Here is a 15783-nt window from a genome sequence, read left to right as displayed (position 1 = left end):
CCGCACCAGCCCGGCACTTCGTGCCTGATCGCCGTGCGATCAACGAAGTTAGTCTCGGAAACCGTGCGTTTCTCCCCCTGACAACGTCGTCAACGCGCGCCACACTGCCGCGCGTCGCCTCACGAGGGCGTGTGATCGTTGGGAGGGAAGAAGATGACTCAGGGTTCGAACAAGGTCTACCGGAAAGGCCTGCCGTTCAGCGCCGAAGTGGCCCCGTTGCTGGCCGCCATGCCGCTGCTGGAGGAGTACCGCGAGCCGCTGCTGCGGCTGCAGGGCGCCTGGGACAGCCTCGCGCTGCTGGGCCAGATGAGCGGCGCGGCCACCGACATGGCCGATACCCGCACCGCGTTCGAGGCGCTCACCGGTCGCCTGCTGGACAGCTTGGCGCGCCGACAGTTGCGGCATGCCGTCGGACATCTGCAGGGGCGCTCGCAGGTGGCGATCGACATCCTGGTGCGCAACCTCTTTGAACGGACCGCCGACGTCGGTTTCCTGGCCAGTGACGGTCCGCTCCGGGCCTTGCTGCAGGCGGATGCGGCCGGCGAGGTCGAACCCGGCGAGGTCGAGGCGCTACGTCGCCGCTTTGCCGCCTACGTCGCCAAGTATTCGGTCTATGACCAGGTCGTGCTGCTCGCCGCCGACGGGCGCCGGCTCGCAGCCTTGGATGAATCGAGCTGTGCACCTGTCGTCGACGACCCGCGCCTGCGAGAGGCTTTCGAGCCCGGACGCGCCTTCGTCGAAGTGCACGGTCCCACCGGCCTGCTTGGCGGTCGCGGTGGCCTGATCTACGCGGCGGCGGTGAGCGGTCAGGACGGCGCCGACGGCGGCGTTCGCGGTCTGCTGTGTCTGTCCTTCAAGCTCGAAGACGAGATGCTGGGGCTCTTCCGCGCGTTGTGTGCCGGTGTGCCCCGCTCGGTGCTGGTGCTCAAGGATGCGCAGGGACGCGTGCTGCTGACCTCGGATCCCTGGCAGATCCCGCTCGGCGCGCCGCTGGCGGATGCCGGTGAAGCGCAGGGCTGGCGGCTGGATTTCGCCGGTCGCGATTACTTGGCCTGTGAGAGCGCGGCCAGTGGCTACGAAGGCTATTTCGGACCGGGCTGGCGCGCGCAGATGCTGCAGCCGCTGCAACACGCCTTCGCGGACGCGCCGCCGGAACGCCAGGGCGATCGCGCCCGCGACCTCGACACGCGCGAGCTGTTCGACGAAGAGCTCCGCAGCATTCCCGTCGAGGCGCGCCGCATCCAGCGCGAGCTGTCGCGGTCCTTGTGGAACGGCAAGCTCAAGAGCCGCGCGCACGCCCAGCCGGGCGTCCGCACCGGAGAAGGCGCGGCAACGGCGGCAGCGGCCGGTCCAGGCGGCGGCAACGCCTTCGCCGTGACCCTGCTCAACGAAGTCGAACGCACCGGCGATCAACTGCGGCAGGTGTTCGAACGCGCGATCGCGCAGCTCGAGGACGGCGCACTGGACGCGGTGTTCGACGGCGCCGGCTTCCGCGCGGAACTGGCGATCTCCATCGTCAACCGCAATCTCTACGAACGCGCCAACGACTGCCGCTGGTGGGCGCTCGATGCGCGCCTGCAGCGGGCGCTCGCGCTCGGCGACGCCGCCTCGGCGGAAGCGGTGCTGGCGAGCATCCATGCGCTCTACACCGTCTATTCGCTGCTGCTGGTCTTCGACAACGCGGGCCGCGTGGTCGCGGTGTCGGACCCGGCCCAGGCCCATCATGTCGGGCGTTCGCTGCAGGGCGACTGGGTGTCCGGTGCGCTCGGATTGCGCGACGCCGGCCAGTACGTGGTGTCGTCGCATGCACCCAGCGGTCTGTACGGCGAGGACGGTCACGCGCCTTGTCTCGTCTACGCGGCCGGCGTGCCGCATCCGGACGGTGCTGCGATGGTTGGCGGGATCGCGATCGTGTTCGACGGCGCACCGCAGTTCCGCGCGATGCTCCGTGCCGCCTTGCCCGACCATGCCGGCGCGGCCGCCTTGCTTGTGACGCGTGCGGGCGAGGTCGTGGCCAGCAGCGACGCGCGCTGGTCGTCGGGCGATCGCCTGCCGATGCCGCTGCCTGCGCTCCCGGCGTTGGCCGCGGACCAGCACGTGACCGGCGAGCTCGAGTTCGACGGCCGCGTCCATGCCTATGGGCTGGCGATGTCGGGCGGCTACCGGGAGTACCGCCGCCTCACGCCGCCCGATGCGACCGATCTCGCGGCGCTCGTGGTGCTGCCGCTCGGTGAACGTCTGGCGGCTGGCGAATCGGCAGGCGCCGGCGCCATGCCCGTCGCCTTCTCGCCGATGCCGCCGGCGGGCGTCAAGACTGTCGACGTGGCCAGCTTCCTCGTCGATCACCAGTGGCTTGGCCTGCCCGCGCTGCAGGTCGTCGCAGCGCTGGAGCGGCAGCGCATCACTGCCTGGCCCACGGCGCCGGCCGCGGTGCGCGGCATGCTGGGATTCGAAGGCCGCATGCTGCCGGTACTCGATCTGGGCCAACTGCTGTTCCACCGCCCCTGCGGCGACGAAGCCGCGTTGATGGTCTGCCAGACCGGCGCGGGCCAGCGCCTGGTGCTGGCGGTGCAGCAACTGGGTCAGGTCTTCGTCGCGGGCGCGGAGCAACTGCAGCCGAGCCCGACACGTCCGGGCTGGGCCGCACAGGCGCAGGTGCATCTGCTCAAGGGCCATGGACCGCAGATGCTCACGCTGCTGGATGGCGACGACCTGTGGCGCCTGGTCAACGGCGTGGTCGAAGCACAGACGCCTGCGCTGACCGTCGATTGATCCCCAGGTTCAGGCTGCGGTCCGCTCGATCATGGGCGGTCGCGGGTGCAGCCGCGCCATCGTGAGCGCATCGACATAGCGACCGTCGCGCAACGCATACCCGCGCAGTCGACCTTCGTGCTCAAAGCCGAAACGCTCGTAGAGCCGGATCGCGCGCGTGTTGTCGGCGAACACGGTGAGTTCGATACGCAGCACGCCGAGCCAGTCGTCCGCCTGACGCATCAGCGCGTCCATCAGCGCCGAGCCGACGCCCCGCCCATGGGCCTCCGGATGCACGCCGATGCCCAGCATCATGGCGTGCCGGCGCCGCACCTGCGGTCCGACCGGGTGCAGGCCCGCGGACCCCACCAGACGCTCGCCGTCGAAGGCGAGCAGCTGCAGTTCGCCGCTGTTCGTGTCGGGCACCTTCGCGAAACGTTCCTGCCAGAGCAGCTCGGAGGTGTAGGGCAATTGCAGCAGCGACGGCTGCACGCCGGGATGCCCCATCAGCTCGGCGTGCGCGCGGGCGTCCTCGGGCCGAGGACGGCGCAGCGTGAGGCCGTCGGCGACGCGCACGGTGCGCGGGCCGCGGTCGCGATCGTCGGGGAAGCGGGGCGGATTCGTTGAGGTCTGCATCGGGGTTCTCCTGGTGGGATGGAAGGACCGAGGGCGGAAATGAACAAGGCCCGCGGGTTGCGCGGGCCTTGTCGGGGGGGAGTTCGGGGATCGCTTCGGGACCGTGGGTCCTGGATCCTTGGGGGCGTCTACCGCGCTCGACGCCGTCCCTGGCCGCATGCGCACAGGTGCGCCTGCAGCGGATGCATGCAGCACATCTGGACGTGGCCGGAAGAGCGGATCGCGGAGGACATGCGGACCAGTATCTTGGCGACGCGTTGAAGGCGTCAAGCCCGCCGTCCGCCACACCAGTGGCAAGGGCGCGACAATGTGCGTTTCCCCATTCCGTCGCGGCCGACGCCGCGCGCCGCTTCATGCCTCGACTGAGTTCCGTCGCTGCCGTCGCCGACCTCGCTACCGCGGCTCCCGCCGCCGGAGCGCCCTCGCGCCCGAAGGGCGAGCCGCAGCCCGCCGAGCGCTTCGCGCTGGCCGTGGACAAGAGTCCGATCGACGGACTCGGGGTGTTCGCCGCCGAATCGATTCCGGCGCGGCGCAAGATCGGCGAGATGCGCGGCGAGATCGTGCCGGTGCGCGAAGCGCGTCGTCGCATCGAGGGTCGACGCCGCATCCACGTGGTCGAGGTGACGGACAAGACCGCGATCGATGCGACCAAGTCCGATTGCGCGCTGCGCCATGTGAACCACAGCTGCGCGCCGAACGCGGTGCTGCGCATCCGCCAGGGTCGGGCCGAGTTCTATGCGATCCGCGACATCGATCCCGGCGAGGAGATCTGCGCCGACTACGGCGAGAGCCACCACGAGGGCCGTTTGCGCTGCCGCTGCGGCGCGCCGAACTGCAAGGGTCGGCTCTGAATGAGAAACGCCGGCGCAAGGCCGGCGTTCAGGTGAGGCGGAAGAGGCGACTTGAGGCGGCTTGAGGCGGCTTGATGCCGCCGTCGATCCGCGTGATCCGCGTGATCCGCGGATCAGTGCGTCGCGTCCGGATCCGAGGTCAGGCCGGAGATCGCCTCCTTCAGCACGCGCTGCTGCATCCAGAACAGGCGCAGGTCCTGCACGGTGAACAGCATGTCGTCGATCAGCGCGTTCTGGTCGATGCCTTCCGGCTCTTCGTAGGCGCGCTGGATGTACTCGGTGCGGGGCGTCGAGTCCTCGACCAGCGTCACGGCCTCGATCGCTTCCAGCATCGCCTGCAGGTCGTCGGCGCCGTCGCCGGCGGGCAGCGTCCAGGCGTTCGAGTCGTCGACCGCCTGCAGGAAGCCTTGCGCCCACATCGCGCCCGGAGCGGGCATGCGCTCCAGCAGTTCCGCGGTGATCGAGCCCTGCGCGACCAGCTCGGCCTTGGTCTCCTCGTCGAACTCGGAGATCAGCGGCGTCAGGTGCATCTGCTCGGGGGCTTCGAGCAGCGGCTGCGGCTCCAGGCTGTCGCCGATCTCGTTCCAGCGCACATGCAGCGCTTCCATGAACGCATCGGTCAGGTCCTGCTCGTCGAGGCCGGCGGGCCAGTCCTCGCCGAACAGTGCGTCCATCGCCTGGATGGGCGCGGCGTCCGTGGGGCCGACGCGCAGGGCGGTCAGGTAGCCGTCCATCGTGTCCAGCGTGATCGCCGGCGCATCCGGATCGGCCTGCCCGGCCAGCACGGCCAGCAGCTCGCCGAGGCGCTGCGCGTTCTCGACGTCGATCGCGTCGCCGAAGTCGTCGTCCATCGGGGTGTCAGTCATGTTTGCTCCAGTTGCTTGAAACGACAAGGGCCCGACCGGGGCCCTTGAAGAGGTGGTTCGTCGAGACTCCGGGGCGGGCGGTTCGATCGCCGCCCGACGGCGGCGCAGCGGCCGCCGGGTTCCCGGAGTCTGTCCTGGTTCTGTGTCAGACGCGTTCGCCGACCCAGGCCTGCACGCTCGCCAGCGCGGCGGGCAGGGCCTTGGCGTCGGTGCCGCCGGCCATGGCCAGGTCCGGCTTGCCGCCGCCCTTGCCGCCGACCTGCTGCGCGACGAAGTTGACCAGCTCGCCGGCCTTCACTTTGCCGATGCTGTCCGCGGTGACGCCCGCGGCCAGCTGGACCTTGTCGCCGTCGACCGCGGCCAGCACGATGGCGGCGGTCTTGAGCTTGTCCTTGAGCTTGTCCATGGTCTCGCGCAGCGTCTTGGCGTCGGCGCCGACCAGCGTCGCCGCCAGCACCTTCAGTCCCTTGACGTCCACGGCCTGCGCCATCAGTTCGTCGCCTTGCGCGGAGGCCAGCTTGCTCTTGGCGGCGGTGAGTTCCTTCTCCAGCGCGCGCAACTGTTCCAGCACCGCCTGCACGCGCGGTTCCAGTTCGGCGGGCGCGGCCTTGAGCGTGCCGGCGACCGCCTGCACGGTGGACTCCAGCGACTGCAGGTAATGCAGCGCGTTGTCGCCGGTGACGGCCTCGACACGGCGGATGCCGGCCGCGACGCCGCTCTCGGCGACGATCTTGAACAGGCCGATGTCGCCGGTGCGGCGCACGTGCGTGCCGCCACAGAGTTCCTTAGACGAACCGATGCTCAGCACGCGCACGGTCTCGCCGTACTTCTCGCCGAACAGCATCATCGCGCCGCTCTTCTGCGCGTCGTCCAGCGCCATGACGGCGGCCTGCGTGTCGGCGTTGGCGAGGATCTCGGCGTTGACGATGGCCTCGACCTTGCGGATCTCCTCGGCCGTCATCGGCGCGGTGTGCGCGAAGTCGAAGCGGGTGCGCTCGGCGTTGACCAGCGAGCCCTTCTGCTGGACGTGCGCGCCCAGCACCTCGCGCAGCGCCTTGTGCATCAGGTGGGTGGCGCTGTGGTTGCGGATGGTCTTGGCGCGGCGTTCGGCGTCGACCTTGGCGGCGAAGACGTCGCCGACCTTGACCGTGCCTTCGACGACCTGCGCGTGGTGGCCGAACACGTCGGCCTGGATCTTCAGCGTGTCGTCGACGACCAGGCGGGTCGTCGCGTTGCGCAGCTCGCCGGCGTCGCCGACCTGGCCGCCGCTTTCCGCGTAGAACGGCGTGTGGTCGAGCACCACCACGACGTCGTCGCCCGCATCGGCGCTCTGCACCGCGCTGCCGTCGACGTACAGCGCGACGACCTTCGCGTCTTCACGCGTGAGGTGGTCGTAGCCATGGAAGGTGGTCGCGGCGCCGGCGTACGCCAGGCCCTGCGCCATCTTGAATTTGCCGGCCTGACGGCCGCGGTTCTTCTGCTCTTCCAGCAGGCGGTTGAATTCAGCCTCGTCGACGGTCACGCCGCGCTCGCGGCAGACGTCGGCGGTCAGGTCGACCGGGAAGCCGTAGGTGTCGTGCAGCTTGAAGGCGGTGTCGCCGTCGATCTGCGTCGCGCCGCCGGCCAGGGCCGACTCCAGCAGTTCCATGCCGGTGGCGATGGTCTTGAAGAAGCGTTCCTCTTCCTGCTTCAGCACCTCGGTGACGCGGGCCTCGTCGCGGCGCAGCTCGGGATAGGCCTCGCCCATCTCCTTGGCCAGCGCGGCCACGAGCTTGTGGAAGAAGGGCGCGCGGGCGCCCAGCTTGTAGCCGTGGCGGATCGCGCGGCGCGCGATGCGGCGCAGCACGTAGCCGCGGCCGGCGTTGCCCGGGATCACGCCGTCGACGACGGTGAACGAGCAGGCGCGGATGTGGTCGGCGATGACCTTCAGCGACGGCGACTCCGTGTCGCAGTCGCCGCCGTTCGGCGTGGCCGCGTCGACGCTCTGCTTGGCCGCGGCCAGCAGGTTCACGAACAGGTCGATCTCGTAGTTCGAGTGCACGTGCTGCAGCACGGCCGCCAGGCGCTCCAGACCCATGCCGGTGTCGACGCTGGGCTTGGGCAGCTTGTGCATCACGCCGTCTTCAGTCCGGTTGAACTGCATGAAGACGTTGTTCCAGATCTCGATGTAGCGGTCGCCGTCTTCGTTGGGCGAGCCCGGAGGGCCGCCGGCCACGTCCGGACCGTGGTCGTAGAAGATCTCGGTGCAGGGGCCGCAGGGACCCGTGTCGCCCATCATCCAGAAGTTGTCGGACATGTAGCGGCCGCCCTTGTTGTCGCCGATGCGCACGATGCGCTCGGCGGGCACGCCCACCTGCTTGTTCCAGATCTCGTAGGCCTCGTCGTCCTCCGAGTAGACGGTGACCCACAGCTTCTCGGCCGGCAGCTTGAAGTGCTCGGTCAGCAGTTCCCAGGCGAAGCCGATGGCGTCCTTCTTGAAGTAGTCGCCGAAGCTGAAGTTGCCCAGCATCTCGAAGAAGGTGTGGTGGCGCGCCGTGTAGCCGACGTTGTCCAGGTCGTTGTGCTTGCCGCCGGCGCGGATGCACTTCTGCGCCGTGGTGGCGCGCGAGTAGGCGCGCTTGTCGAAGCCCAGGAACACGTCCTTGAACTGGTTCATGCCCGCGTTGGTGAACAGCAGCGTCGGGTCGTCGCCGGGCACGACCGGGCTGGACGCGACGATCTGGTGGCCCTTGGACTCGAAGAACTTCAGGAAGGTGTGGCGGATCTCTGCGGCTTTCATGCCTGTCCTTTGCTTGATGGGCCTGGCGGGTCGGGTCTGTCGCAGCCGGGGCTCCGACATGAATCAGTTTGTGTCTTCGCGGGTGCGCGGTTTGCCGCTCTTCCTCCGCTGTGGCTGGAGGAATGGCGGGGCCTGGCGCCCGATTTCGCGAAGCTTTCGATTATAGGAGCCGAGCCCGTTGACACGGTGTTGACATGGCGGTCACGCCGGCGCCGCTAGGATGCCGGCCTTCCACGGAGAAACGACATGGCGACGATGGACCCCAAGACCTCCCCGCTGGCGCAGCTCAAGGACCCGAGCCTGCTCAAGACCGACGCGCTCATCAACGGCGAGTGGGTCGGCGGATCAAGTCGTTTCGACGTGGCCGACCCGGCGACCGGCGTGCTGCTGACGCACGTGGCGAACCTGGGCGCATCCGAGGCCGATGCGGCCGTGACCGCCGCGAACGCCGCCTGGCCGGCGTGGCGGGCCAAGACGGCGAAGGAGCGAGCCTCGATCCTGATGCGCTGGTTCCACCTGCTGACCCAGCATGCGGACGACCTGGCGCGCATCCTGACGGCGGAGCAGGGCAAGCCGCTGGCCGAGGCGCGCGGCGAGATCGCCTACGGCGCCAGCTTCGTCGAGTGGTTCGCCGAGGAATCCAAGCGGGTGCGCGGCGAGATCGTGCCGAGCACCGACGCGACCAAGCGCTACATGGTGATCAAGCAGCCGGTGGGGGTGTGCGCGGCCATCACGCCGTGGAACTTCCCGCTGGCGATGATCACGCGCAAGGTGGCGCCGGCGCTGGCGGCGGGATGCCCGGTCGTGATCAAGCCGGCGGAGCAGACGCCGCTGACCGCGCTGGCCGCGGCGGAGCTGGCGCAGCGCGCCGGCATGCCGGCCGGCGTGCTGAACGTGATCACCGGCGACGGGGAGCACTCCATCGCCATCGGCAAGGTGCTGTGCGAGAGCGACGTGGTGCGCCACCTGTCGTTCACCGGCTCGACGGAGGTCGGCCGGATCCTGATGGCGCAATGCGCGCCGACGATCAAGAAGCTGTCGCTGGAGCTGGGCGGCAATGCGCCGTTCCTGGTCTTCGACGACGCCGACATCGACAGCGCCGTCGAGGGCGCGATCGCCAGCAAGTACCGCAACGCGGGCCAGACCTGCGTGTGCGCGAACCGCCTGTACGTGCAGGCGGGGGTGTACGACGCGTTCGTGGCGAAGCTGGCCGAGAAGGTCGGCGGCCTGAAGGTCGGCAACGGTTTCGAGCCCGGCGTGACGCAGGGCCCGCTGATCGAGGATGCGGCGATCGAGAAGGTCGAACGTCACGTCGCCGACGCGGTGGAGAAGGGCGCGAAGGTGCTGGTCGGCGGTGCGCGGCTGCACGATCGCTTCTTCCAGCCGACGGTGCTGTCGGAGGCGACCGCCGACATGCTGTGCGCGCGCGAAGAGACCTTCGGCCCGGTGGCGCCGGTGTTCCGCTTCGGCACGGAGGCCGACGGCGTCGCGCTGGCCAATGCCACCGAGTTCGGTCTGGCGAGCTACTTCTACGCCCGCGACATCGGCCGGATCACGCGCGTGTCCGAGGGCCTGGAGTACGGCATGGTCGGCATCAACACGGGCCTGATCTCGACGGCGGAGGTGCCGTTCGGCGGCGTCAAGCAGTCCGGCCTGGGCCGCGAGGGCGGCCACCAGGGCATCGACGAGTACGTCGAGACGAAGTACCTGTGCGTGGGCGACGTGAACAAGTGATCGGCTCGTGAGGCGACTCGGCGGCGATGGGGCCGGCCGGACGGGCTGGTCGCCCCGGCCGCGTCGGACGCCTCAGGCCGTAAGCGTCGCCATCTCGACGGCGAGGTAGTCGAGGAAGCAGGTGATGCGCGAGGCCAGCGCGGTGTTGCGGTAGTAGACCGCATGTACCGGCTGGCGCGTATCGACGGTGTGCGTCGCGAGGACCTGCACCAGGGTCCCGTCGGCGCGGTCGCGCGCGGTCATGAAATCGGACAGCGCCACGATGCCCTGGCCGGCCAGCGCCAGCTGGCGCAGCGTCTCGCCCGAGGACGCGCTCACCGCGGCCTCGATCGGATAACCCTCGCCGCCGGACCAGCGCAGGGGCCAGGTGTTGAGGCTCTCGGGCGCGGTGAAGCCGAGCAGCGAATGGTTCGCGAGCGCCTCGACCTTCGTCGGGCGTCCGCGCGCGGCGAGGTAGGCGGGACTCGCGAGCACCCGCAGCCGGAAGCTGCCGAGCGGCCGCGCATGCAGCGTGGAATCGGCGAGCGCGCCGATGCGCAGCGCCACGTCGGTGCGCTGCTCCAGCAGGTCGATGATCTGGTCGCTGCTGTTGAGTTCGAGCTCGATCTGCGGATAGCGCTCGCGGAAGCCGCCGATCAGCGGCACCAGCACATGCAGCATGAACGGCGAGGCCGCGTTCACGCGCAGCCGCCCGGCCGGCTGGTCGCGGCGCAGCGCGAGTTGCTCCTCGGCGTCCTCGACCGCGGCGAGCACGCTGCGGGCGCGGGCGAGGAAGAACTGGCCTTCCTCGGTGAGTTCGAGTCGTCTGGTGGAGCGCCGCATCAAGGTCGTGCCGAGCTTGTGCTCGAGCCGGCTCAACGACCGGCTGACGGCGGAGACCGTCTGCCCCAGATGCTCCGCCGCCGCGCTGATGGATCCCGCGTCGACGATGGCGGCGAGGACGGCGAGTTCATCGAGGGAGCTTTTCATGAGCGCAATGGGCGGCCGAGATTGATGCGAATGATAGGAGTCTGACGGAGGATCCCCACCCCTCCGTGTATCCCCCAAGGGTGGGCCGACTTCAGGGTGACGCACAACCACGCAAGGCCTGGCACTGATGGTCATCGCAGCAAGGCGTGGAGGTCCGCATGGCGGTGTTCGTGATCGAAGGGTTTCGTCGTTGGATGCGCAAGCAGGCGTTGGACAGAAGGTGATCTGTGCAGGGCTGTGGACGAAATGAAACGAGGACTGATTGATGCAGATCTTGGTCATGGACTGAGGAAGAAGCGGATTGCACGATCCGGCTCCGGAAAGCGCGGCGGCTATCGCGCCATCGTCGCGAACCGGCATGCGGGCCCCTGGTTCTTTGTCCATGGCTATGCCAAGAACCGTCGGGCCAGCCTGGACCCCAACGAAATCGCCATGTGCCGCGCCGCTGCGATGCACTGGTTGATTCAGGATGCGATGGGCCTGAAGGTAGCGGTGGATCGCGGAGACATTTCGGAGGTTGCTTGTGATGCGTAAACGTAAATCACGTCTGTTGGCAGAGCTTCTGGCGTCGTCGCGACGCCTTCATGAGCATGGGTTGATGACCGACGAACAGTGGCGCGAGTTCGAGCGGGGTTGCAGTCCGCTGCCCGATCCGATGACGCCGTCGCAGATACGTCAACTGGTGGCGCAGTCGAATCTTCATTACTTCACCTTCGCGCGGTTGCTGAACACGCCGCCACGCCTGGTGCTGCGCTGGCAACAAGGTCTGGCGCGGCCCCGGGGGCCGGAGCTGAAAATGCTTCACCTGATCCGGGAGCGCGGAATGGATGCGCTCGTTTAATTTGCGTCTGGTTCAATAATCATTTGGCCAATCGAGGCTTTATCTGCAAGCGGCGGGTGCGCACACTGGCGGCCATTCCTTCACCTCCCCCGCTTCGCAGGAGCCTCCTCATGCCGATCGCCTTGTGGGCGCTGACCGTCAGCGCCTTTGCCATCGGGACCACGGAATTCGTCATCGTGGGCCTGATCCCGACCATGGCCGCCGACCTCGGCGTCAGCCTTCCGTCTGCGGGCCTCCTGGTCTCGCTGTACGCGCTGGGCGTCGCCATCGGCGCGCCCGTCCTCACCGCGCTCTCCGGCCGCTGGCCGCGCAAGCAGCTGCTGCTCGCGCTGATGCTGCTGTTCACCGCAGGCAACCTGCTCGCGTGGCTCGCCCCTGGCTACGGCGCGCTCGTCCTGGCGCGTGTGCTGACCGGCCTGGCGCACGGCGTGTTCTTCTCGATCGGCTCGACGATCGCGACCAGCCTCGTCCCGCGCGAGAAGGCCGCCAGCGCCATCGCGACGATGTTCTCCGGACTCACCGTTGCGCTGGTCACCGGCGTGCCGCTGGGCACCTTCATCGGCCAGCACTTCGGCTGGCGCGCGACGTTCCTCGCCGTCGCCGCGCTCGGTCTCATCGCCTTCGTCGCCAGCCTGGCCTTCGTGCCGCGCAAGCTCGCCCAGCCCGCGCCGGCCAGCCTGCTGCATCAGCTGGAGCCGCTGCGTCAACCGCGCCTGCTGCTCGTCTACGCCATGACGGCCGTCGGCTACGGCGGTTCCTTCATCGCCTTCACCTACCTCGCGCCCATCCTCCAGCAGATCAGCGGCATCTCCGCCAACGGCGTCAGTCTTGTGCTGCTCGTGTACGGCATCTCCGTCGCGGTCGGCAACGTCTGGGGCGGCAAGCTTGCGGACAAGCGTGGCCCGATCGGCGCGCTCAAGCTGATCTTCCTCGGACTCGCCGCCGTGCTGTTCGTGCTGAGCGTCACCGCCCAGTCGCCGATCGCCGCCGTGCTGACCGTGCTCGCGTGGGGCGCCTTCGCCTTCGGCAATGTGCCGGGACTGCAGGTCTACGTCGTGCAGCAGGCGGAGGCGCATGCGCCCAAGGCCGTCGATGTCGCCTCGGGCCTGAACATCGCCGCCTTCAACCTCGGCATCGCCGGCGGCGCCTGGGGCGGCGGCCTGATCGTCGAGCGCCTAGGGCTGATCCACACGCCCTGGATCGGCGCCATCGTCGTGCTCGGCGCCTTCGCGCTCACCGTGCTGGCGGGACGCCTCGACCGACGCTTCCCCCTGCCGGCGCGCGCCGCCGGCGCCGCCCCGATCGCCGTGGGCCATTGATCGCGCACGACCGCGAACCACCCCGCAAGAGCGCGCAAGCGCGCGCACGATCCCGATTTCCCTCCGGTTTCCTCCGACCACTTCCAGGAGTTCCTCATGAGCACCACCGCCTCCAACGCCACCGCCTTCATTCCGATGCCCGTGCTGGGTCTGGGCACCTTCCGCCTGAAGGGCCAGACCGTCATCGACGCCGTCAAGAGCGGCCTGTCGCTGGGCTACCGGCACATCGACACCGCCCAGATCTACGGCAACGAAGCCGAGGTCGGCCAGGCGATCGCCGAGAGCGGCGTGCCGCGCGCCGAGCTGTTCGTCACGACCAAGATCTGGACCGAACAACTGGCCGGCGACCGGGTGATCCCCAGCCTGCGCGAGAGCCTGGCGAAGTTGCGCATGGACGCGGTCGACCTGACGCTGATCCACTGGCCGTCGCCCGGCAATGCGGTACCGCTGAAGGAAACGCTCGATGCGCTGATCGAGGCGAAGCGCCTGGGCCTGACGCGCGCGATCGGCCTCTCCAACTTCACCGTCGCGCAGATGCGTGAAGCGATCGAGCTCGTGGGTGTCGGCGAACTCGCGACCAACCAGGTGGAGATCCATCCGTTCCTGCAGAACCGCCGCGTCGTCGACTTCGCGAAGGCGCAAGGTCTGCACCTGACCGCCTACATGCCGCTGGCCTACGGCAAGGTCATGACCGAGCCGGTGCTGATCGACATCGCCACGCGCCACGGCACCACGCCGGCGCAGGTCGCCCTGGCGTGGCTGCTGCAGCAGGGTCTTGCGGTGATCCCGTCGTCGACCAAGCCGTCGAACCAGGCGGCCAATCTGACGGCCACGACGCTTCGTCTCAGCGACGAGGACATGACGCGCATCGCCACGTTGGATCGCGGAGAACGGCTGGCGAATCCGGACTTCGCACCTGCCTGGGATTGAAGGTGACCGCGAGCCCGCCGCCAACGGCGGCGGGCCCTGTAAGCGGATGTTCATCGGCGTGAAATCGGTCACGCTTTACGGACTGCCAGACATGAAGGCGTTCACCCGGAGCGCATACAACCCGGGTGCCTGCGCTTTCCGACCTTGCCCATGTTCCGTCTCCGTTTCCGATCCAAGCCGACTGCAGCCGATCAGGCGCCCGCCGCTGGCGCCGCTGACGCTGCCGCCGTGGTGGACGCGGATAGCGTCGCCGATGCGGCTGCCGCGCTGGCGGCGGACGAGGCCGATGGCGATGAGCGCCGCATCACACCGCGCCGCGACGTGCCGCTTGGGCCGGCGGTGCGGGTCGAGTTCATGCTGTTGGGCCGCGCCCGCAGCCTGAACGTCGACGACGTGTCGCTGGGCGGGCTCGGCCTGCGCGGTTCGGTGGAAGAAGGGCGGGGCCTGTTCCTCGGCCAGAAGGTCCAGCAGGCGAGGGTGATGGTGGGCGATCAGCTCGTGCTGGTGGCCGACCTCGAGGTGCGTATCCGGCGCAGTTTCCGATCGTTCCTCGCCGGCGAGCAGGTCCACATCGGCTGCCGTTTCCTGGGCCTGAACCCGCTGGCGGAGGCGGAACTCCAGCGCCTGCTGGCTCAGTTGATCGGTCAGCGCGGCCGCTGATCGGACCGGCCAGCCTGCGCCGGGCTTGGGTCATAATCCGCCTCCTCCGCGGGCGTCGTATAACGGCTATTACCTTGGCTTCCCAAGCCAATGACGAGGGTTCGACTCCCTTCGCCCGCTCCAGGTTTCAATGTGACGCCGCCTCTATCATCAGAGGATGTCGACTCTTGAACGCGCCATCCAGATTGCCGCTCAGGCGCACGCCGGGCAATTGGACAAAGGTGGCCAGCCCTACATCCTCCACCCCTTGCGCGTGATGCTCCGCGTGCAGAGTGAGGAGGCACGCATTGCAGGGGTTCTTCACGACGTCGTCGAAGACACGGACGTCACGTTGGCAAACCTTCAAGCCGAAGGCTTCTCCGAAGCGGTCTTGAGCGCCGTGGATGCGTTGACCAAGCGCCCTGGCGAATCGCGGCTCCAGGCCGCCGAGCGTGCGGCCGCGGATCCAGTCGCCCGTGAGGTGAAACTCGCGGACAACGCCGAGAACATGGACCTTTCCAGGCTTCCGAGCCCTCTGAGCGAACGCGATCTGGCCCGGCTGGAGGAGTACCGCGCCGTTCGTGCGCTGTTGCTGTCCAGATGACCTTGGTGATCAGTGCCGTCGGAGAGCCTCGGTGAGGCCGCCTGACAATCTGGACTCCCTGAAGGGCACACCCATCGCCATGTTCGGCGCGGGCGTGCTGGTCATTCCCGCGATGTGGGCGTTTCTGCTGGCGCCGGGCGTCGTCCTGACGATGGCGCCGATCACGGGCCTCCTGTTCTTGCTGGCGGGTCTCCACATGACCTACCGCAGCCGATTTTCACCGGGGGAGGCGCTGTGGAGTTTCCTTCTGGCCTTGATCTTCTTCGGCAGCCTGCTGGTGGCGTCCACGACGTCGCTGGCGTGGCGGATGGCGCGGCCCGATCTGCAAGGCCTCGCGGTCGGCCTGGCCGCATTCATCGGAGGCGGCGCATTGCTGCTGGGCTTCCTCGCGGAGCGGCGACGCCTGCTGCCGAAGAAGGATGGCGTGCCAGTGGCGCTGCTGTCCACGGTGGATCTGCAGCGGCATCAATTGCATCCGTCGCCCGCCTCGGGCACTCAACCCACCATGGGCCGGATCGCGTTCCTTTCCGCGCTCGCATTGAACGTGCCGTTGCTGCTTCAGATGAACGGGTTGCGAGGCGACGACATCGTGTGGCTGGCCATGCCCGTGCTCGGCGCTACCGTCACCTATGTCCTGGCGACAGGATTTGGTCCGTCCCTGGCCCGCATACTCGCGCTCCGAGCCTTGGAGCGCCGTGACGGCCTGCGGTTCACAACGAGTCGGTTCGAGGAATTGACGCAGATGCGCCGTCAACTCTGGCTGGCGAGATGGCTGTGTCGCGAGGAGGATCTGGCTGCGCCCTCCGTGGCCGATATCGGCCGGAACGACAGGCGATCGCGGCGCCGTTGAGCGGATCCGCGCGG

General features: G+C 68.6%; 13 protein-coding genes, 1 tRNA gene and 1 pseudogene. 11 read left to right on the top strand and 4 right to left on the bottom strand.

Translation table 11 applies throughout. The features are described from left to right. Nucleotides 1-153 precede the first annotated feature (153 nt). The gene (locus ACQZ13_RS22800; protein WP_431048205.1) at nucleotides 154-2772 is read left to right on the top strand and encodes a chemotaxis protein CheW; all 2619 of its coding nucleotides are present in this window, start codon (nucleotides 154-156) and stop codon (nucleotides 2770-2772) included. A gap of 9 nt (nucleotides 2773-2781) precedes the next feature. Here ACQZ13_RS22800 and ACQZ13_RS22795 read toward each other — a convergent pair whose 3' ends face one another. Next, complete coding sequence (locus ACQZ13_RS22795) at nucleotides 2782-3387, bottom strand: GNAT family N-acetyltransferase (RefSeq protein ID WP_431048204.1); 606 nt, start codon at nucleotides 3385-3387, stop codon at nucleotides 2782-2784. Between the two features lie 353 nt (nucleotides 3388-3740). On the opposite strand from ACQZ13_RS22795, the gene ACQZ13_RS22790 reads away from it, so the two are divergent. After that, nucleotides 3741-4238 (top strand): SET domain-containing protein, encoded by a 498-nt coding sequence (locus ACQZ13_RS22790; protein ID WP_431048203.1) that lies wholly within the window; start codon nucleotides 3741-3743, stop codon nucleotides 4236-4238. A gap of 113 nt (nucleotides 4239-4351) precedes the next feature. Here ACQZ13_RS22790 and ACQZ13_RS22785 read toward each other — a convergent pair whose 3' ends face one another. Further along, the gene (locus tag ACQZ13_RS22785) at nucleotides 4352-5104 is read right to left on the bottom strand and encodes a UPF0149 family protein (RefSeq protein ID WP_431048202.1); all 753 of its coding nucleotides are present in this window, start codon (nucleotides 5102-5104) and stop codon (nucleotides 4352-4354) included. 145 nt (nucleotides 5105-5249) lie between these two features. After that, the gene (gene alaS / locus ACQZ13_RS22780) at nucleotides 5250-7883 is read right to left on the bottom strand and encodes an alanine--tRNA ligase (RefSeq protein WP_431048201.1); all 2634 of its coding nucleotides are present in this window, start codon (nucleotides 7881-7883) and stop codon (nucleotides 5250-5252) included. A 255-nt stretch (nucleotides 7884-8138) separates the two neighbouring features. Here alaS and ACQZ13_RS22775 point away from each other — a divergent pair, with 255 nt between their 5' ends. After that, nucleotides 8139-9617 (top strand): NAD-dependent succinate-semialdehyde dehydrogenase, encoded by a 1479-nt coding sequence (locus ACQZ13_RS22775; protein WP_431053356.1) that lies wholly within the window; start codon nucleotides 8139-8141, stop codon nucleotides 9615-9617. Between the two features lie 72 nt (nucleotides 9618-9689). Here ACQZ13_RS22775 and ACQZ13_RS22770 read toward each other — a convergent pair whose 3' ends face one another. Continuing rightward, on the bottom strand, nucleotides 9690-10586 hold the full coding sequence (locus ACQZ13_RS22770) for a LysR substrate-binding domain-containing protein (protein ID WP_431048200.1): 897 nt from the start codon (nucleotides 10584-10586) through the stop codon (nucleotides 9690-9692). Between the two features lie 222 nt (nucleotides 10587-10808). On the opposite strand from ACQZ13_RS22770, the pseudogene ACQZ13_RS22765 reads away from it, so the two are divergent. From ACQZ13_RS22765 to ACQZ13_RS22730, 8 genes and pseudogenes are all read left to right on the top strand, one after another. Next, nucleotides 10809-11120, top strand: a pseudogene (locus tag ACQZ13_RS22765) (type II toxin-antitoxin system RelE/ParE family toxin); the annotation flags it as partial. Nucleotides 11121-11184: 64 nt separating this feature from the next. Continuing rightward, nucleotides 11185-11427 carry a helix-turn-helix domain-containing protein gene (locus ACQZ13_RS22760; RefSeq protein ID WP_431048199.1) on the top strand — a complete coding sequence of 81 codons (243 nt, stop codon included), beginning with the start codon at nucleotides 11185-11187 and terminating at the stop codon, nucleotides 11425-11427. A 110-nt stretch (nucleotides 11428-11537) separates the two neighbouring features. Further along, nucleotides 11538-12746, top strand: coding sequence for an MFS transporter (locus ACQZ13_RS22755; protein ID WP_431048198.1), 1209 nt, complete (start codon nucleotides 11538-11540; stop codon nucleotides 12744-12746). 96 nt (nucleotides 12747-12842) lie between these two features. Continuing rightward, a complete protein-coding gene (gene dkgB, locus ACQZ13_RS22750; protein WP_431048197.1) occupies nucleotides 12843-13676 on the top strand; it encodes a 2,5-didehydrogluconate reductase DkgB in 834 nt (277 codons plus the stop codon). 150 nt (nucleotides 13677-13826) lie between these two features. Beyond that, nucleotides 13827-14336: a hypothetical protein gene (locus ACQZ13_RS22745; protein WP_431048196.1), complete on the top strand. Its 510-nt coding sequence runs from the start codon at nucleotides 13827-13829 to the stop codon at nucleotides 14334-14336. Between the two features lie 48 nt (nucleotides 14337-14384). Continuing rightward, nucleotides 14385-14459 (top strand) — tRNA-Gly (locus ACQZ13_RS22740). 34 nt (nucleotides 14460-14493) lie between these two features. Beyond that, nucleotides 14494-14919 carry an HD domain-containing protein gene (locus tag ACQZ13_RS22735; RefSeq protein ID WP_431048195.1) on the top strand — a complete coding sequence of 142 codons (426 nt, stop codon included), beginning with the start codon at nucleotides 14494-14496 and terminating at the stop codon, nucleotides 14917-14919. Nucleotides 14920-14950: 31 nt separating this feature from the next. Beyond that, on the top strand, nucleotides 14951-15769 hold the full coding sequence (locus ACQZ13_RS22730; RefSeq protein ID WP_431048194.1) for a hypothetical protein: 819 nt from the start codon (nucleotides 14951-14953) through the stop codon (nucleotides 15767-15769). Nucleotides 15770-15783: the final 14 nt, after the last annotated feature.

It is taken from the genome of Roseateles sp. L2-2 (assembly GCF_050613215.1).
Taxonomy (GTDB): Bacteria; Pseudomonadota; Gammaproteobacteria; order Burkholderiales; family Burkholderiaceae_C; genus Roseateles; species Roseateles noduli.
This window is presented reverse-complemented; position numbering and strand designations above follow the sequence as displayed.